Genomic DNA, 18,883 nt, shown 5'->3' on the forward strand with positions numbered 1-18,883 from the left:
TCAAATGGCAGTTCGTATTCGTCTGAAACGTATGGGTGCTCACAAAGCTCCTTTCTACCGCATCGTGGTATCGGATTCCCGTTCCCCACGTGACGGTCGTTTTATCGAGGAGATCGGTTACTACAACCCGGTTGAACAACCGGCTGTTGTTAAGATCGATGAAGATAAAGCATTGCAATGGCTTCAAAACGGTGCACAAGCATCTGACACTGTCCGCGACTTGCTGAGCAAAGCGGGCGTGATGAAGAAATTCCACGAGTCTAAATTATCTAAATAAGGTGCTGATTCGGAGGGTCATCTATGGAAGAATTAGTAAGCATAATTGCTAAGGCTTTGGTCGATCATCCGGATGATGTGGCGGTTCGGACGGTTGAGAAAGACCGGCTTGTCGTTTATGAGTTAACCGTGCATCCCGACGATGTCGGGAAGGTGATCGGAAAACAGGGACGAATCGCAAAATCTCTGCGTACGGTCGTCACATCAGCAGCAGTTAAGATGGATAAACGGGTTACCGTTGATATCATATCTTAAAGATATACGAAAGGGGGTTAGGATGCATGTCCTAGCCCCTTTTCGTGCATGCTGAACTTAATATGTTGGATTAGATATTAAATTAAAATATTTTTGGGTATGAGTGACTTCGGAGCAGTGGAGGGGACGGAATCGATTCTGGAGAAGCGTTAGCGTTCGCCTTTATCACCTCAATTTCACCTTTTCAAAATAGTTCAAAAAATGAGGGGGTAACAGCGATCGGAAGAACGAACCGTCGCCGGAACGGCTGTGCGAGAGTCGAAGTACCTGTTTAGTTTGATTGAATTTCGTAGGAGGATTGTATGGCAGAGTTTATGAATGTAGGTAAAATTGTGAATACTCACGGTATTCGTGGCGAGTTGAGAATCATGCCTTTGACTGATTTTCCGGAAGTTCGTTTCGCGAAAAATGCTGAACTGTATTTGTTTACCCCGGATAATCATCCCGTACTCGTTACGGTGGAATCTTCGCGTTTGCATAAAAATATGTATATCGTTCGTCTGAAAGAATATGGAAACATTAACGAAGTAGAAAAATTCAAGGGCAGCATTGCGAAAGTGTCCAAGGAAAACCTTGCTGAACTGGAGGATGGCGAGTATTATTTTCACCAGATCGTAGGATGTACTGTGCTTACGGAAGAGGGGGAAACACTCGGAACGATCTCGGAGATTCTTACCCCGGGCGCAAATGATGTATGGGTGGTCAAAACTCCAGCTGGAAAAGAAGTGCTGATCCCTGTCATAGATGATGTCGTTCTGGATGTTGATGTGGAACAAAAGCAGGTCAAGATTCACCTGATGGAAGGACTGCTGTAACATGAAGGTTGATGTATTGACGTTATTCCCGGAAATGTTCGATGGTGTGTTTGGAACGAGCATTCTCGGTAAAGCGCAGGCAAAGGGGCTTGTCTCGCTGGGGGCGACCAATTTCCGGAATTACGCAACCAATAAACATAACACTGTAGATGATGCTCCATACGGCGGGGGTGGGGGCATGGTGCTTAAACCTGACCCGATCTTTGCTGCGGTAGAAGATGTCCTGGAGCAGCGCGGAGAGGCTGCCGCCATGATGAAAGCTCCGCGGATTATTCTGATGTGTCCACAGGGTGAGACATTTACACAGAAAAAAGCGGAAGAACTGGTTCAAGAGGATCACCTGATCTTTATTTGCGGTCATTACGAGGGGTATGATGAACGTATTCGTGAATTTCTGGTGACGGATGAACTATCCATTGGTGACTATGTTCTGACGGGCGGAGAGCTTCCTGCCATGGTGGCCATTGATAGCATTGTACGACTGATTCCGGGTGTTCTTGGCAACGAGACAAGTGCGGTGACGGATTCTTTCAGTACAGGTTTGCTTGAATACCCTCATTACACCCGTCCACCTGAATTTAGAGGCATGAAGGTACCAGATATGCTCTTATCCGGACATCATCTGAATATCGAGGCTTGGCGCAGAGAGCAGTCTCTGATTCGTACGTTGGAGCGCAGGCCGGAACTGCTTGAGACCGCTGATCTGACGGAGAAAGAACGAAAGTGGCTGGAGCAATACCGATCTGAAAAAGATAAGAAATAATAACGATAAAGCCGAGGACAGTTCACACTGTACCATCGGCTTTTTTTGATTTAACCAAGGTTTGATCGAATCGTTGAAGACATTACTTGCTTAAAACCGCTCACTGAGTATATTGGAACCCGTTCGCAGCAGGGTAGGAAGATCAGTATCATTTGTAACGGTTAAACGAGGTAAAACCATAGGTGCATCCCCAGGATGAACGAATCCAGGTCTAACCGTGAAGCCCATACGATATCCATGTTGATGGAGTTTATATATCATCTGTTCACTAAAATACCCGTAAGGGTAGGCGATATATGGCGTATCGATACCTATATTTTTGATTTGTTCAATATCATGATCCAGCAGGCTGGTATCCAGCGTAACTGGCAAATCGTCTCCACATACCGTATATCCTTTGTGATGCAGGTTAAAGGTGTGGCTATTGTACTCAAATACATCGCTTCCTGCGGCCATCTCTTGCTTGGAGATATCGCTTTTTTTACTGGAGTCAAAAGCGACCGGTTTGGATTGAATTCGGCTACCTATGACAAAAAGGGAGGCGTGGAAATGATATTTTTTGAGTATGGGATAAGCCAATGTGTAATTGTTTTGGTATCCGTCATCAAAGGTAATGACAAAGGATTTCTCAGGTAGCGAGATTTCGCCGTTTACGTATTGTTCGAGCTGAGCCAGAGTAACGGTTCGGTACCCGTTTTCGTATAAATACTTCATATTCTGCTCGAACACATCCAAGTCAATGATGGATTTATTCTTTGGCTCGTGATTGTCTATTTTAGGTGTAACGTAATGATACATGAGTACTGGAACTTTCGTAGCCGTGCCTTCTTTGATATTCAACTTTGAGGCATCCAGCTTGGAATACATAGAAAAGTCAGAGTGAGTTAACGTAAAGAATTTACGTTGTACGATATTCCAAGACGAGCAAGCCTTGTGAGATAATGTGTTGGTGGGATGATTAACAGCATACGCGTATAGTATAATGGTGCTTGTGAGCAAGGCAAGTGCAGCTAGTAAGATTTTTTTTGAGTACTTCATGTTTCTTCTGGTTCTCCTTTAACATTCATTTATTTCTATAAAAGTTGAGTAACTCATGTTTATGAGCTTTTAGCTTTTAACTATATGATAGACGATCTTCTATGATGGAAAGTTACATTATTTTATCCTGCAGAGAGGTTGATTTTTAAAATTGATCTGAAATCTTTACCACTTATGCGGGATCTGAGGAATTGGCTACATATTAACTGTTTAAGTAAGCCGTTAGTAAGAAAATTTTGATGAGTATGCACCATTGGATCATAATTTATTTCTGCTTGTGTTTTGATATAGTGCGTGATACAATAAGTCTGTTGTGTGGAATACGGCGGTCCTCTATGGATAATGAAGGAGACAAGGTGATCTCTGGAAGAAGTATGAACGCCTGTACGGAAGGAGGGAGTCATAGATGAATATCGTTCAAGCGATTACACAAGAACAACTTCGTAAAGATATTCCGAGTTTTCGTCCTGGTGACACTTTGAAAGTGCACGTTAAGGTAATCGAGGGAACTCGTGAGCGTATCCAATTGTTCGAAGGTGTTGTGATTAAACGCCGTGGTGGTGGAATCAGTGAGACTTTTACAGTTCGTAAAATTTCTTACGGTGTAGGTGTGGAAAGAGCTTTCCCGCTTCATTCCCCTAAAATCGATAGAATCGAAGTGGCTCGCCGTGGTAAAGTGCGTCGTGCGAAGCTTTATTATCTTCGTGAACTACGCGGTAAAGCAGCGAGAATTAAAGAAATTCGTTAATATAACGGATACCGGGAAGGGCTTGGAGACAAGCCCTTTTCGTTTTTGTCCGGGAAAAGTTGAACCGGAGGTACACTTCCGAGTAAAATGGTATGGCGGATATGCGGCGTAAAGTCCGGGAGGATTGTGACATCAGTTATCCAAGGCATTTGAATTGTGGTTCAATGTATGGTTGTAATGCTTGGCTGCAAGAATTACATAACTGGTTGAGGTTTTGCTTTCCCTAGTCACTATGCAGGGAAGACGAAAAGAGCTGAATGTATACTGCTATAATCATGTACTATGAAGAGAGGAAGATCTTGAATGGAACAAGAAGTTCAACAGGACCAGGGCAGACCTGCCGAAGAAAAAAATAATCGATCTAAAAAAGCCAAAAATGAAATAGTCGAGTGGCTGAAAGCCATTGTCATTGCACTTGTACTGGTCATTTTGATTCGCTGGCTGCTTTTTAAGCCATTTGTGGTGGACGGGCCGTCCATGCAGCCAAATTTCTCGACAGGAGAACGTGTCATTGTTAATGAGATTCTGTACGATATCCGTGAGCCGAAACGTGGTGAAGTTATCGTCTTCCATGTACCTTCGGAAGGACGGGATTTCATTAAACGTGTCATCGCAGTAGCTGGAGATACGGTACAGGTTCAGGGTGATACGGTAACGGTTAACGGACAAAAGGTTAACGAAACCTATATTCAAGGTGCTATTGATGCTGCTGAAGCCAATGGTGGAACATATAATGTGAAGAATTTTCCGAATGAACAATTCCCTGATGGCAAAGTGCCGCCGGGTCATGTATTTGTAATGGGGGATAATCGACCGAACAGTACGGACAGCCGGATGATTGGTTATGTTTCATTGAAGGATATTATTGGCCGTGCGGATGTTATTTTCTGGCCAGTTGGAGAAATTAAGTGGATTAACCACTAAGATTCAAAGTATGTATTAAATGAGGTGAAGACAAGGTGACGATACAATGGTTTCCAGGTCATATGACCCGAGCCAGACGCCAGATTCAGGACAAGTTGAAGCTCATTGACGTGGTCATCGAACTATTGGATGCCCGTCTTCCTGTCTCCAGCCGAAATCCGATGATTGACGAGATTCTGATGGATAAACCCCGCATGATTTTGCTCAATAAGTCGGATTTGGCGGATGCCAAAGTGACCCAAGAGTGGATTGAATATTTTAAAAAAGAAGGCATTACCGCTTTTCCTGTAGATGCTTCGACAGGAACCAATGTCAAAGATATTCCTGCTCAGGCAAGACTTATTCTTAAGGAAAAGATTGATCGTCAACTGGCAAAAGGCATTAATCCCCGAGCGGTTCGAGGATTGATTGTCGGTATTCCCAACGTAGGTAAATCTACATTGATCAATCGTTTGGCAGGGCGGAGCATTGCAGCAACGGGAGACCGTCCGGGTGTAACCAAAGGGCAACAGTGGATTAAAGTGGGTAAGGAAATGGAGCTGCTGGATACGCCAGGTATTTTGTGGCCGAAGTTTGAAGATCAAAATGTCGGTTACCGTCTTGCTGTAACGGGTGCGATCAAAGAAGAAATTCTGAATGCAGAAGATATTGCGTTCTTTGGAATCAGTTATCTGATGCGTTATTATTGGGACGCACTGGAAGAGAGATATGGTCTTCAGGAGTTCTCTAAAGATGCAGACGATCCGGATAGCGTTATTGCTATTATGGAGAAGGTCGGCCGAATCCGTGGGTGTGTGATTAGCGGTGGGCGTATTGATCTGGAGAAGGCATCACGAGCATTTCTAAGGGAATTACGTGCGGGTAAAATGGGACGTTTCTCAATGGAAGCTCCTTACTAGGGCGTGTCTTGAAACCTACTGAAGTGCATCTTTTACCCCCTTTTCGCCCCCTGCTACGTCAGTTCCCCTTGACGTGCCTCGGCACGCCTGCGGGAAACTTCCTTGCTTGGAACGAAAATTCGGCAAAATCTGCTTCTTCAGAGTTTTCAGACACGCCCTAATCAAAAAAAGTTCCACAAGAGCCGAAAGAAGCGGCCGTTACCGGGTTACCGGGAACGGTCATTTTTGTGTTTTGGCGTGCCCAGGTAAGCACGCATCTTCTAGCCGGTGAAAGTCCGGTCGCAGGAGGGGCCAAGCCCCTGCGTAGCTAGGATACTTGCGTATGGCGAAATCTGTGCGTAAAAGCGTATCGACGAAAGTACCTGTGTCGATGTCGATATCCAAGGTTACTTCGATCACATCAATCAAGAGAAGCTGATGAAGTTGGTGCAGATGCGGATCAACGACAGGCGAATCTTGAAGTTGATCCGGAAGTGGCTTGAAGCGGAAATCATGGAAGAAGGAAGCGTAAGGCGCTCCGATTTAGGGACACCGCAAGGTGGTGTGATCTCTCCACTGCTTGCAAATATCTATCTGAACTATTTTGACCGACTATGGGAGAAATATGGAAGTGGAGTGGGCGAGCTGACAAGGTATGCAGATGACTTTGTGGTGGTTTGCAAAACGAAAAAGGACGCGGAACATGCGTATGAACTTATCCGCAGAATCATGGAACGTCTGGAACTCACCCTACATCCGACCAAAACCCGCATTGTCGGTCAATGGACAGGAGACGAGGGGTTCGATTTCCTAGGAATACACCACCGAAAAGCGAAAGCAGAAACGTCGCAAGGAAAGGGATATTACACCACGCAACAATGGCTAAGCCGAAAGGCAGAAGAACGTATTCGTGGAGTCGTTAAAGAGCGATTATCCCCGCCGAGCATGCGATCCAGATCGTTTGCAGAACATGTGGAATGGCTCAATCCGAAGATTCAAGGGTGGAGAAATTATTACTACACGAATTACAGCCAGAAGAGACTAGCCAAGCTGGACTGGTACATKTTGCAACGGTTAACCCGGTGGTACGCGAAGAAGAGACAACACAGAAAATGGATGGGTTCAGTAGCAGAGGTTAAATATATCGCTGCCCAATATGGATTAAAAACGCTGTTGTAATTTGCATGCCCATGAACGAAGAACATCGGAAAGCCGTATGAGGGAAAACCTCACGTACGGTTTGATGAGGAGGGGCTGGTTTAAACCCAGCCCTTTACTCTAGAAGGCGAAACAGCATACGGAAATAGCTATACCACTGGTAAAAAAGTGAATTAAAGTGTGCTTAGTGGAATTGTTTGCTCAGTATGGGAGGGTCTCCTGAAATCATGATATGATAAATGATGATTAAAATTTGCAGAACATGAGTTTGTATGTATTCAATTTATCTTCATGACAGCCGATAAATGAAGACATCAGGATCTTTTTTAATACACTTCTAAATTGAAACATTGTGCAGGACAGATAAGCAGAACAAAGATGTGCTATCTAAGTCTAATTATATACATTACATGGGATTACAACGTTGAATGGAGCATGGGAGATGAACAGAATGACAGCAAACCATGAAATGCCGGAGCTTGCACTGCCAGATCAGCAGCGCAAGACGAAGAAAAAGAAAAAAGAAGCTAGCGAACCCCGGGATCTGTTGTTGTATGAGAGGGAGTACTGGGGCAGCGGGTTTGAATATATTGTAGGAATCGATGAAGTGGGACGCGGATGTTTGTTTGGAGATGTTGTAGCGGCCGCTGTGATCCTGCCCCAAGGGCTGATTTTGGAAGGGGTCAATGATTCCAAAAAGCTATCGGAAAAGAAGCGTGATATGTTGTATGACATCATTATGGAAAATGCGCTGGCTGTAGGGGTAGGATATGCGGATGCGGAAACAATTGATCGTCTGAATATTAAGCAAGCCGCCAGACTGGCGATGAAACGTGCGGTAGAGGCACTTGATGTAATGCCTCATTACATGCTGGTAGATGCTGAAAAGGTAGATTTGAATATACCGCAATTGTCAATCATTAAAGGGGATGCAAACAGCCAATCTATCGCAGCTGCTTCAATTGTTGCCAAGGTAACGAGAGATCGGCTGTGCAAGGAAGAATGGGATTCATTATATCCTGAATATGGTCTTTCTGTACATAAAGGCTACGCAACGCAATTTCATCGGGAACGGATTATGGCGCTTGGGGCAACTCCGATGCATCGACGTAGCTTTCTCGGTAATTTACTTGGTGAACAACAAACGTTGTTTTAACTGAAAGGAAACGGAAAGGATGGGGACGCGGTGAATATCAGCTCGATGATTCGTGGTTTAATGGGAGACAATAAACCCGGAAATGCCAAGTCTCTTGAACTAAAGGAAGGCCAGGTCGTTCGCGGCTCTGTTGTCAGTGTATCGGATGATGGAGGAGAGGCTGTACTCCAGATCCAAGGCGTGCAGGTGCGTGCCAAACTTGAGACTCCGCTCCGTCCTGGTGAGACGACACTTCTACAGGTTCAGCCTCCTGGAGAAAATGGTATAACCGTAATGAAACCTGTTGCTGGTTCTCTTGCAGAAATACCGCAGGCTTCATTTAATAATTTATTGCAAGAAGTAGGCTTGACTGATACTAAAGACAATCGGGAACTACTCCTTGCCATGCAACGCAGTGGGCTTCCGCTGACTAAGGATAATGTAGCTATGGTGCAAAATATGATGACAGCCAAACCTGTACAAGTGCCTGTGGAGGAATGGGTACAGGCGACAGGGATTGCTTTTCAGCGGGGCCTTCCTGTTACAGCAGAAACGGTGAAAGGATTACATCAGACCGTATTTGGGCCACCTTTGCATCAGTTGTTAAGTGGTCTTACGGATCAGCTTGAGTCATTGTTGGCTCAGGCGTCAGGCAAATCGGTTTCTGGTGGAGAAGCAGCTGCAGGGTCCAAAGCAGGAACAGCAACAGGACAGGCGGCAGCGATTGTAACACTTCCCAGTGTTGCTGTTCAACCGGAGGAAGGCGTCGTTGCGGGGAATGTGAACCGCCCGGGAACTGGACCAACAGCTACATCTCCTTTGTCGTCACAGCCGAATCTGGTTCAGACCACGCAGGCAGCTGGCGCGGAAGGTACAGGGGAAAGCAGACAGCAGCAGGTTAAAGATAACGTACCGCTGAATGCAGGCCAGACGAATGGTAATCAGTCAGGAGCTGAGGCTACTGCGAAGGGTGTTGCCAGCCAGGTTGAGACAGCTGGCAAAGGGAATGCCGGTATTCCGGCGGGTACCGGAATACCAGGCGAGGGCCCGCGTGCTACTGATGCGGGCCAGGCTGTGAGCCGCCCGGGTACACCGGGGGCGGCAGAAGCTGCGGCTGGCCGCGCAAGTGTGGGCCAGCCAGAAGGGGCGGCCGTGCGTGCAGACGGCCTTACAGACACGCCTGCTGCGGCTGCGACAGCGTCCGCAGCAGGGCAAGCAGCGCCCGCGGCGCCTACGCCAGCTCAGCTGGCGCCGAAGCTGCTGGCGCTGCTGGACGCGCTGCGCAGCGCGTCCACTGCCGCACCGGCACTGCCGGGCGCGGCAGCCCAAGCCGCCCCTGCTGCGCAGCAGGGCGGCCAGACGGCTGCGGCTGCCGCAGGCTCGCCGCAGACCTTGCCAGCCGGCGCTGATGCGCCGCCGGCTGGCGGTGTTGCCGCCGCACCTGCGGGAGCGGCGGCAGCGCACGCGCCTGTCACCCACGGGGGAGACCCGTGGGTGGGGCGCGTGCTGAAGCTGCTCGGTGCGGAGCACGAGCAGCAGGCCGTTCACGGCGCGGCGATGCAGCCGCGCGTGGGTGAGGCAGCGAGTCCGACAAACGCGGACTCGCTCAAGGGCTTGCTGCTGCAGCTTGCCAGCAGCGACAGTGCTCCGGCGGCGCTGAAAGATGCCGCCAATCAAGCTGTACAATATTTGACAGGCCAGCAGTTATTGCTTACAACGGATCGCGGTGCTGCGTTTGCACAGATGCACTGGTTTATCCCCATCACGGGTCCGGATGGAGAACAGACAGCTTCTGTGCAAATTCAGTCACGCCGCGGTCAGCGCGGAGAACTCGATGCGTCCAATTGCCGTTTGCTGTTTGATCTGGACATGAAAAGTCTGGGACATACCCTTGTCGATGTACATGTAGTAAATAATATTGTCAGCTTGCGAGTACTTAATGATCGTGAGGAAATGGGAGCGATTTTGGAGAGTGGACGTGAAGTGATCCTTCAATCACTCGACAAGCTTGGATATCAGTTATTGAGTTTCCGTGCAGAACCTTGGCCTGAAGGGCAGGAGCATGGCATGGAGCGTAAGATGACAGCAGCAGATTATAGCCCGGAGCGATACAAAGGGGTGGATTTCAAGGTATGAAAGAGGAATCACCGCAGCCGGATCTATTATCTAAAAAAGCAGTTGCACTAAAATATGTTCCAGGGGAAAGTGAAGCGCCTGTCGTCGTAGCCAAAGGCCGAGGCAAAGTAGCTGAAGCCATTCTAGACAAGGCAAAGGAAAATGGCGTACCCGTACAGGAGGATGCGGCACTTGTGGAAGTGCTCTCCAAACTGGATTTGGATGAACAGATTCCGGCTGAACTGTATCAGCTGGTGGCAGAAGTACTTACTTATGTTTATCAAGCCGATCGGCTTGCCTCTGGCCGTAGAGATGACGAATCATGGTAGAACGGGGATCTGGACGGAAGCCGGAAGGCAAGCTGACTCGTCAGCAAAAGGGAAAGATCGGCGAAGAGGAAGCTTGCCGCTGGTTATTGGGACAGGGGTATTGTATCCTTCAGCAGAACTGGCGTTGTCGTAGTGGTGAAGTGGACATTATCGCATCTTTTGAAGATTTGTTGATTTTTGTTGAGGTTCGAAGCCGAAGTTCCAATTCAGGGTTCGGAACCCCGCAAGAGTCTGTCGATCAGCGTAAAATGCTACAGGTGCGTTCAACGGCAGCAGTTTATATGCAAATGAGCGGAGAACATCGTCGTCAGATTCGATTTGACGTAATTGGCGTGATAATTAATCATCTAGGGGAGATTATCTCCGTAAATCATCTAGAGAATGCATTTTAACTTGGAGTTAAACGATAAAGGGATGAGCTTTTAGACAAGTCTACTGTCTAAAGTTCATCTTTTTTAATTTTATCCGTTTCCTAAGGTATAACAATGTTTCTCCCTTTTCAATGTGAAAGTTCACATGTCATATTGAATTTCACAGAACTAGCGAAAAAAATGAAGTTTTCGTTATCTGCCCGTTCTTTGAATCTTCTCAGCATAAGGGTGTATAATGGAGGCTGTAACCTGACGTGTACTATTTGGAGAGGGAGGCATGACCCATGGGTAAAACGAAGGAGACGAACAACGAAGTCCGTCATGCGATCGAGAATCGCCGCACCGTCAAAAAATTCAAAAAAGAGCCTGTTCCAACGGAGCAGATCATCGATTTGCTGGATACAGCCGTTTGGGCGCCTAACCATAAATTGCGTGAGCCATGGAGATTTGTATTGTTCAATGGCAAAGGACGCAAAAAGCTCGCAGAGGCCATTGAAGGCGAGATGGGCGAGGACAACAAATATTCGTCCAGTGTACAGCAGGTACCTGCCGTTTTGCTGGTCGTTCTGGAGGAAGACCCGAGACAAGCGATTTGGGATGAGGATTTTGCCGCGGTTAGCGCTATGGTCCAGAACTTTATGCTCGCAGCATGGAGTGAAAAGATTGGTACGTTTTGGGTAACCAAACCATTTTTATATGCACCTAAGTTTCGAAAGTCACTTGGCATCAAGGCTGGGGAAAAAATAATTGGCATGATCTATATGGGTTATCCAGACGTCATTCCATCAGCGAAAGAGCGTACCCCTGCCAAGGACAAGCTAACGTTATTTGAATAATAAATTAGTAGAGACCACATTCATGTGGTCTTTTTTATTATGGCTTTAGCCAGTTGAGTGCGTGAAACGCGCGAAACAAAAAACCACCCGCTATGCGGGTGGAGGGACCTGTGGTTTGACCACCAAGACCATTCCGATAAAATTGAGATGTTCAGGCTCAAAAGAAAGGAATGGTCTTAGATGGCAAACAAGAGCTAAAGCCTCGCTCACACAAAGTGGATGTGCAAATACCACATTGTATTCACCCCGAAGTATAGACGGAAAGAAATCTATAATCAAGTGAGAAAAGATTTAATCAAAATTTTCAAACGTCTATGTAAGTACAAGGGAGTAGAAATTATAGAAGGTCACATGATGCCCGATCATGTTCACATGTTGGTAGCGATCCCACCGAAAATGGCAGTCTCCACGTTCATGGGATATCTAAAGGGAAAAAGTTCACTCATGATATTCGAGAAACATGCCCAGCTCAAGTATAAATACGGCAATCGAAAGTTTTGGGCAGAACGGGTGGTCCTGATTTTGCAATAGAATCTACTTATTAAAGCGCAATCAAAGAGGACAAATGCTGAAGATGGGCAGCGCTTGAGATTCTGGACAATGTAACGTCATGAGCTGCTCTGCTTAAAACCTGCTTAAAACCTGCTCAAGCATGCTTAAATAATCTCTATTAATCGTTTTCTTGTCTTTCGGCTTTGACATCTTATGATCACGTTTGCCTGCCGGCTCACTTTTAGAAGTGCTTCTTCATGTCAACCAGGCCGTATAGGTGCTCTTCATTACTTATTGAAAAAAGAGTTCTTATACGGCTGTATATAGTAGCTGAACATCAGCATTAAAATAAACTCAAATCTAATTGACGATACTGGATCGCTTCCGCCACATGTGCAGTCAAAATCTTACCTTCATGATCCAAATCAGCGATGGTTTGAGCCATTTTCATTATTCGGTCATGAGCCCGCATGCTTAAATTCAGCGTCTGTAATGTTTGATCCAACAATTGTTCTGCTTCATGAGGAAGATTAATGGTTTTACGTAAAAACGTGCCGGAGAGCTGGCTGTTCCAACGGATGGAACGCTTTGCATAACGTTTGGCCTGAATGGAATGAGCAGTCATCACCTTGGCCTGCATCTCGACGGAAGAAGGGGAAGTCCCTGACTTACGCCAATCTCCGGGCGGCGGGACTTCGACTTGCAGATCGATTCGATCCAGCAGTGGGCCGGAAATTTTCGCCCGGTATGCTGCGACGCGTGCTGGACTGCAGATGCAGCGTTGCTCCTCTGCCTGCGCCGACAAATATCCGCAGGGGCATGGGTTCATTGAACATGCGAGCATGAATTGTGCAGGGAATGTGAACGCAGCTCTTGCCCGACTGATTGTAACCGTTTGATCTTCAAGCGGCTGCCTCAACACTTCAAGAACTTGACGCTGAAATTCCGGCAACTCATCGAGAAACAAAATTCCACGATGGGCGAGACTGACCTCTCCTGGCTTTGGAATCCCACCGCCCCCAATCAGGCCCGAGGTGGATATCGTATGATGGGGCGAGCGAAAAGGTCTGTCTGCGATCAGTCCAGGCGGAGCTTCTTTTAAATGACCAGCTGCGCTTAGAACTTTGGTTACTTCCAGTGCTTCTTCTTCCGATAAAGGAGGCAAAATCGTCGGTAGTCGTTTGATCAACATCGTTTTACCCGTACCAGGCGGGCCGACTAGCATAATATTATGCATTCCGGCAGCGGCAACCATCAGTGCTCGTTTAACATGGTGTTGTCCAAGCACATCGCTGTAGTCTTCGGATGAGGAAGAGCAGGTCAGTCTCCCTTGAGTTAAACGTCCACCGGGCATACCGGAGATACGCAGATGACTGTAGTCCCTTAAAATGAGAGGGCCTGCTTTTGTTGCTTCCCCGGCTATGCTGGACTTTAAACATTGAGATGTATTCGTGGGATCAGGAGCCAGATCTTTCAAGTGGCGAATCCCATAAATCCCGATGTCGCGGATCAGACAAGCCTCTTCCACGTTTTCATAAGGAAGAAGAACAGAGGTGAATCCTTGCCTTTTAGCCAGGTCAACCATGGATAAAATGCCCGGCACAGGCCGAATTGAGCCATCCAGAGCCAGCTCCCCGAGTACCAAAGTGCGTTCTTGTGGAGGCAGAACAACCTGCCCGCTGGTCGTAAGTAGAGCGATTGCAATAGCAAGATCAAAGGAGGAACCTTCCTTGCGCAGGTCAGCCGGGGCCAGATTAATTGTAATGCGCTGCAAAGGATACTGATAACCGCAGTTTTTTATTGCTGCACGAACCCGTTCCACTGCTTCTCTGATCGCTGAATCAGGTAGTCCGATAATGGAAGTTAGAGGTAAACCATTGGATAAATCCGTTTCCACCTCAATTAATACGCCGTCAATTCCGTACAGACATGAGCTATACAATTTTCCATACATAACAAAGAAACACCTCACTCGAATTGTAGGCTTCGCACATGGCGAGCCAGTCTCGAATTAAGGTGCTTCCTCAGCTTCTACTAGCATTTTATATAAAAGGAATCAGAGCGTCAACCCGGCATGAATGTGCAACAATAGGTTTCCCCTATTCCTGAATTGTCCTTTTCGAACTTACATGAGTAAATCGATTGTTTTGTTATATTTGGCCACCTGTAATTATATTTTATACAACTTAATTTAACGTGATTAAATAACAAAGTAAAATAATTTGTGCTCAATTATTCTTTTTTTAATCTATTTTGTGATAATATACTAAGAAGGGGAACTCCAATCGCCATAAACAATGGTAGAGAAGTATATTTAAACCCTAAAACAACTAATTTAAAGTATATTAGGTAGGTGAGACAGATAACATGCAAACAGACCGTTTAAAGCTAGATAATCAATTATGCTTCGCCATATACGCGTGTTCACGTGAAATCACAAAATTGTACCAGCCCTATCTGGAGGTGCTGGGTGTGACGTACTCTCAATATCTGGTTTTAATGGTGTTGTGGGAGCGGAAGGAATGCACGGTGAAGGAAATCGGTGAGGCTTTATACCTCGACTCAGGTACGCTGACGCCTCTTCTTAAACGTTTGCAAACAGCCGGGTTCATCCATCGTGAGCGTTCTGCACAAGACGAGCGTAAAGTGATGATTACACTGACCGATGCGGGACGTGAGCTTAAGAATAAAGCATTATCCATACCTGATGCCATTCAGGGAGATGCATGCCTGAACAGCACAGAATTTGAGGCTTTGCTGGGACAGTTTAAAGGCTTGCTCGAAAAAGTTCATGAAACGAATATGAATACCGCTAAAAAATAATAATAAACGTCTCTACGTGATGAAAAACCTTAGTCTATTCGGCTGAGGTTTTTCCATATATATCCAAGCATTCACAAAAAGGGATCATATCCATATCAAAAAGCTGTCTATTAACCATTAATTTTTTAAGGAAAGCGTTTTAAAAACATGTTACAATGAATTGGGTTTAAGTGAAAATAGTCAACATATGTCTTTTGTTCGTCTACCAGCCCGCCTTGTTGCAGTCATGTTGATAGGAGGATTCGAGAATGAATATCCATGAATATCAAGGAAAAGAAGTACTGAAACAGTATGGAGTTACCGTTCCAAACGGAAAGGTTGCTTATACAGTCGATGAAGCGGTTGCGGCCGCAGAGGCACTGGGCAGTCCGGTGACTGTTGTTAAAGCGCAAATTCACGCAGGGGGTCGGGGTAAAGCCGGCGGCGTGAAAGTAGCAAAGAGCACTGAGGAAGTTCGTGCCTATGCATCCGAAATTTTGGGCAAAGTATTAGTAACCCATCAAACAGGACCAGAAGGTAAAGAAGTGAAACGTCTTTTGATTGAAGAAGGATGCGATATCCGCAAAGAGTATTATGTGGGTGTTGTTGTCGATCGTGCTACAGGACGTGTAGTCATGATGGCTTCCGAAGAAGGCGGTACAGAGATCGAAGAAGTCGCTGAAGCTACACCTGAGAAAATTTTCAAAGAGGTAGTTGACCCTGCAATCGGGTTGCAAGTGTTCCAGGCACGCAAACTGGCTTACAGCATTAACATTCCGAATGAACTCGTGAATAAAGCTGTAAAGTTCATGCTTGCATTGTACAAGGCATTTGTCGAAAAAGATTGCTCTATTGCCGAGATCAACCCGCTGGTTGTTACCGGAGATGGAAACGTTATCGCGCTGGATGCGAAGCTGAATTTCGACTCCAACGCACTCTTCCGTCACAAGGACATTCAAGAACTGCGTGACCTGGATGAGGAAGATGAAAAAGAAATCGAAGCTTCCAAATACGACCTCAGCTACATAGCGCTTGACGGCAACATTGGCTGTATGGTTAACGGTGCGGGACTTGCGATGGCTACGATGGACATCATTAAATATTACGGTGGAGACCCGGCCAACTTCCTTGATGTTGGGGGCGGTGCAACAACAGAGAAAGTTACAGAAGCATTCAAGATCATTCTGTCTGATGCCAAAGTAGCCGGAATCTTTGTTAACATCTTCGGTGGTATCATGCGTTGTGATGTCATTGCCAACGGGGTTGTTGAAGCCGCGAAGCAGCTTGGCCTGACCAAACCGCTGGTTGTTCGTCTTGAAGGAACTAACGTGGAACTGGGAAAACGCATTTTGGGTGAATCCGGCCTGAATATCGTTCCTGCTGATTCCATGGCCGATGGAGCACAGAAAATTGTTGCCCTCGTAAAATAGGTTCATTCCTTCGTACCGGAGCTGTCCGGGAATTGAAAAATAACCGTAAGGATGTGAAGCAACGTGAGTATTTTGATCGATAAAAATACAAAAGTCATTACGCAAGGCATTACGGGTTCAACGGGAATGTTCCACACGAAGGGCGCATTGGACTATGGAACCCAGATGGTAGGCGGTGTTACGCCAGGTAAAGGCGGAACCAATGTTGACATCACGCTGGAAGACGGTTCAGTAGTCAGCCTGCCGGTATTCAACACGGTGCAGGAAGCGAAGGAAGCTACTGGCGCAACAGCGAGCGTCATCTATGTTCCTCCTGCATTCGCAGCAGATTCCATCATGGAAGCCGTTGACGCAGAACTAGATTTGGTCATCTGTATTACTGAGGGTATTCCGGTTCTGGATATGGTCAAAGTAGACCGTTTCATGGACGGAAAAAATACAGTATTGATTGGTCCTAACTGTCCAGGTGTTATTACTCCGGGTGAGTGTAAGATCGGCATTATGCCTGGTTACATCCATATGCCAGGACATGTTGGCGTCGTTTCACGTAGTGGAACACTGACATACGAGGCTGTTCATCAGCTTACAACTCGTGGCATTGGCCAATCTTCTGCGGTAGGTATCGGGGGAGACCCAGTTAAGGGCTCCGAGTTCATCGATATCTTGAAACGTTTCAATGAAGATCCACAGACGCACGCTGTCATCATGATTGGTGAGATCGGTGGTACTGCGGAAGAGGATGCAGCAGAATGGGTGGCAGCTAACATGACTAAACCGGTGGTAGGATTCATCGGTGGTGTTACAGCGCCTCCAGGCAAACGTATGGGTCATGCGGGTGCAATTATTTCTGGCGGTAAAGGAACTGCCAAAGAGAAAATTGCAAAGCTGGAATCATGCGGTATCAAAGTTGCTCCAACACCGGCTGAAATGGGCTCTACATTGGTGAGTGTGCTTGAAGAACGTGGTATCTTGAATTTGTGCACGACACATTAATCCTATTCCGTTATAATAGAAGAAACAGCTCGGAAATGACTCATTTCTGGAGTCGTTGATTCAGCAGACGGTAAAGGTAAGCAACCTTTTGTCCTTTTAATAGGGCGAAGGGTTGCTTTTTTGCGTTTTTTTAAGAAATGCAGATGAGCTTCAAGGTGCAATTAGTGCAACCGCTTGCATTTTATCGTTGATTATCACACAATATGAGGGGAGTTTTTCTCTCCTTTACGGGAGGTAGAAACATGGAAGAACGTTGGATTTTGTTTGGGCTTTATGAAATGGATGGCATTGGGAAGAAAAGTATTTCTAAATTGATGACAGGCCAGCACTCGCTGCAGGAACTGCTTTATTATGAGGAAGGAGACTGGATTGCGGCTGGACTTAGAAAAGATCAGGCAGCTCGTTTGACGAAGGGTTTTAATGCCAACTGGATTGAAAGCAGAAGAGAACAGGTTTATGATCGTGGAATCGAGGTTATTACTTATCTGGATTCGAATTATCCCATATTAATGAAGGAAACCGTCCAGCCACCTTGGATTATGTATGCTCGAGGAGACATTGAGTTATTGAATACACCTTCAATTGCGATGGTTGGGACACGTATGCCAACAGTTTATGGGCGTAAGGTTGGTGAAAGGCTTGCTGAACAATTGTCTCAAGCGGGGTTAACCATTGTAAGTGGACTTGCCAGGGGGATTGATCGCGTGTGTCATGAAGCTGTATTAAGAGCTGGTGGTAAAACCATTGCTGTTTTTGGTACAGGGGTAGATACGGTTTATCCACCTGAAAATACGAGTCTTGCAGAACAAATTGCGGAAACGGGTCTGCTTTTGTCTGAATACCCTCTGGGAACGAGGGCTCGTCAGGGGCTTTTTCCTGAGCGAAACCGGATTATCGCAGGATTAACATTGGGGACGCTCGTTGTAGAAGCGGATATACGAAGTGGTTCACTCATTACCGCGGATGCAGCACTCGAGGCAGGCAGAGATGTATTTGCTGTTCCAGGGCCGATTACTTCTCCGAAGAGTCGAGGGGCACATAATTTAATAAGGCAGGGTGCCAAATTAGTCACTTGTGTGGCTGATTTATTGGAAGAGTACCATTTGGACTTGCAAAATGCAGAACAACTTCCTTACAATAGAGGACGTTCGGCAGAAAACTCGGGACCAGCAGAGCAAGGTTTGTTTCCAGATATAGAGCTTTCTACAGATGAACAACGTATTATCGTTTTACTTGAGCAGGAAGAGCAATCTTTGGACCAACTGATTGATCGGTTAGGTTGGGATTTTGGACATTTACATTCAGTTCTGTTATCTTTAATCATAAAAAAGCAGATTAGCCAATTACCAGGAACCAAATATGCTAGGGTATGACGATGCTGCAACCTGTGCAGTATGTGGAGTATATAATACGAAGTATGAAGTGAAGTATTTAACTATATAATTTGAACGCTTAACTTACACAACAACGGAGAGGACAGAAAAAACCTGAAGAAACGAAGTGTTCGCCTAAAAGCTTTCTGAAA

Annotated in this window: 19 protein-coding genes and 1 pseudogene; 18 read left to right on the forward strand and 2 right to left on the reverse strand. The window is 46.2% G+C overall.

Annotated elements, in window-relative coordinates:
- Positions 1-4: 4 nt before the first annotated feature.
- From rpsP to trmD, 4 genes are all read left to right on the forward strand, one after another.
- Positions 5-277, forward strand: a complete 273-nt coding sequence (gene rpsP, locus AB4Z30_RS19950; protein ID WP_441929237.1) for a 30S ribosomal protein S16 — start codon at positions 5-7, stop codon at positions 275-277.
- 23 nt (positions 278-300) lie between these two features.
- Complete coding sequence (locus AB4Z30_RS19955; RefSeq protein ID WP_123064426.1) at positions 301-531, forward strand: KH domain-containing protein; 231 nt, start codon at positions 301-303, stop codon at positions 529-531.
- Between the two features lie 302 nt (positions 532-833).
- Positions 834-1,346 (forward strand): ribosome maturation factor RimM, encoded by a 513-nt coding sequence (gene rimM / locus AB4Z30_RS19960; RefSeq protein ID WP_441929238.1) that lies wholly within the window; start codon positions 834-836, stop codon positions 1,344-1,346.
- A 1-nt stretch (position 1,347) separates the two neighbouring features.
- On the forward strand, positions 1,348-2,109 hold the full coding sequence (gene trmD, locus AB4Z30_RS19965) for a tRNA (guanosine(37)-N1)-methyltransferase TrmD (RefSeq protein WP_441929239.1): 762 nt from the start codon (positions 1,348-1,350) through the stop codon (positions 2,107-2,109).
- 90 nt (positions 2,110-2,199) lie between these two features.
- Here trmD and AB4Z30_RS19970 read toward each other — a convergent pair whose 3' ends face one another.
- The gene (locus AB4Z30_RS19970) at positions 2,200-3,147 is read right to left on the reverse strand and encodes a polysaccharide deacetylase family protein (RefSeq protein WP_441929240.1); all 948 of its coding nucleotides are present in this window, start codon (positions 3,145-3,147) and stop codon (positions 2,200-2,202) included.
- Positions 3,148-3,553: 406 nt separating this feature from the next.
- On the opposite strand from AB4Z30_RS19970, the gene rplS reads away from it, so the two are divergent.
- From rplS to tnpA, 10 genes and pseudogenes are all read left to right on the forward strand, one after another.
- Complete coding sequence (gene rplS / locus AB4Z30_RS19975) at positions 3,554-3,895, forward strand: 50S ribosomal protein L19 (RefSeq protein WP_024630190.1); 342 nt, start codon at positions 3,554-3,556, stop codon at positions 3,893-3,895.
- A 303-nt stretch (positions 3,896-4,198) separates the two neighbouring features.
- Positions 4,199-4,819: a signal peptidase I gene (lepB, locus tag AB4Z30_RS19980; RefSeq protein WP_441929241.1), complete on the forward strand. Its 621-nt coding sequence runs from the start codon at positions 4,199-4,201 to the stop codon at positions 4,817-4,819.
- Positions 4,820-4,854: 35 nt separating this feature from the next.
- Positions 4,855-5,718, forward strand: a complete 864-nt coding sequence (gene ylqF / locus AB4Z30_RS19985; RefSeq protein ID WP_441929242.1) for a ribosome biogenesis GTPase YlqF — start codon at positions 4,855-4,857, stop codon at positions 5,716-5,718.
- A 348-nt stretch (positions 5,719-6,066) separates the two neighbouring features.
- Positions 6,067-6,876 carry a reverse transcriptase domain-containing protein gene (locus tag AB4Z30_RS19990; RefSeq protein WP_441929325.1) on the forward strand — a complete coding sequence of 270 codons (810 nt, stop codon included), beginning with the start codon at positions 6,067-6,069 and terminating at the stop codon, positions 6,874-6,876.
- A gap of 430 nt (positions 6,877-7,306) precedes the next feature.
- The gene (locus AB4Z30_RS19995) at positions 7,307-8,011 is read left to right on the forward strand and encodes a ribonuclease HII (RefSeq protein WP_441929243.1); all 705 of its coding nucleotides are present in this window, start codon (positions 7,307-7,309) and stop codon (positions 8,009-8,011) included.
- Between the two features lie 30 nt (positions 8,012-8,041).
- Positions 8,042-10,126 carry a DNA ligase gene (locus AB4Z30_RS20000; RefSeq protein ID WP_441929244.1) on the forward strand — a complete coding sequence of 695 codons (2,085 nt, stop codon included), beginning with the start codon at positions 8,042-8,044 and terminating at the stop codon, positions 10,124-10,126.
- A complete protein-coding gene (locus AB4Z30_RS20005; RefSeq protein ID WP_441929245.1) occupies positions 10,123-10,434 on the forward strand; it encodes an EscU/YscU/HrcU family type III secretion system export apparatus switch protein in 312 nt (103 codons plus the stop codon). Before AB4Z30_RS20000 ends, AB4Z30_RS20005 begins: the two co-directional genes overlap by 4 nt.
- A complete protein-coding gene (locus AB4Z30_RS20010; protein ID WP_441929246.1) occupies positions 10,428-10,826 on the forward strand; it encodes a YraN family protein in 399 nt (132 codons plus the stop codon). Before AB4Z30_RS20005 ends, AB4Z30_RS20010 begins: the two co-directional genes overlap by 7 nt.
- Positions 10,827-11,089: 263 nt before the next feature.
- On the forward strand, positions 11,090-11,641 hold the full coding sequence (locus AB4Z30_RS20015; protein ID WP_441929247.1) for a nitroreductase family protein: 552 nt from the start codon (positions 11,090-11,092) through the stop codon (positions 11,639-11,641).
- Positions 11,642-11,821: 180 nt separating this feature from the next.
- Positions 11,822-12,148, forward strand: a pseudogene (tnpA, locus tag AB4Z30_RS20020) (IS200/IS605 family transposase); the annotation flags it as partial.
- Positions 12,149-12,476: 328 nt separating this feature from the next.
- On the opposite strand, the gene AB4Z30_RS20025 reads toward tnpA, so the two are convergent.
- Positions 12,477-14,087 (reverse strand): YifB family Mg chelatase-like AAA ATPase, encoded by a 1,611-nt coding sequence (locus AB4Z30_RS20025; protein ID WP_441929248.1) that lies wholly within the window; start codon positions 14,085-14,087, stop codon positions 12,477-12,479.
- A 413-nt stretch (positions 14,088-14,500) separates the two neighbouring features.
- Between AB4Z30_RS20025 and AB4Z30_RS20030 the strand changes: the two genes are divergently transcribed.
- The 4 genes from AB4Z30_RS20030 (at position 14,501) to dprA (ending at position 18,731) form a co-directional block, all read left to right on the forward strand.
- Positions 14,501-14,956 (forward strand): MarR family winged helix-turn-helix transcriptional regulator, encoded by a 456-nt coding sequence (locus AB4Z30_RS20030; RefSeq protein WP_441929249.1) that lies wholly within the window; start codon positions 14,501-14,503, stop codon positions 14,954-14,956.
- 248 nt (positions 14,957-15,204) lie between these two features.
- On the forward strand, positions 15,205-16,365 hold the full coding sequence (sucC, locus tag AB4Z30_RS20035) for an ADP-forming succinate--CoA ligase subunit beta (protein WP_090923884.1): 1,161 nt from the start codon (positions 15,205-15,207) through the stop codon (positions 16,363-16,365).
- A 63-nt stretch (positions 16,366-16,428) separates the two neighbouring features.
- Positions 16,429-17,358, forward strand: coding sequence for a succinate--CoA ligase subunit alpha (gene sucD, locus AB4Z30_RS20040; RefSeq protein WP_090923883.1), 930 nt, complete (start codon positions 16,429-16,431; stop codon positions 17,356-17,358).
- 242 nt (positions 17,359-17,600) lie between these two features.
- The gene (dprA, locus tag AB4Z30_RS20045) at positions 17,601-18,731 is read left to right on the forward strand and encodes a DNA-processing protein DprA (protein WP_441929250.1); all 1,131 of its coding nucleotides are present in this window, start codon (positions 17,601-17,603) and stop codon (positions 18,729-18,731) included.
- The last annotated feature ends 152 nt before the right edge of the window (positions 18,732-18,883 follow it).

This window comes from Paenibacillus sp. 2TAF8, assembly GCF_052114825.1.
In the GTDB taxonomy this organism is placed as follows: Bacteria; Bacillota; Bacilli; order Paenibacillales; family Paenibacillaceae; genus Paenibacillus.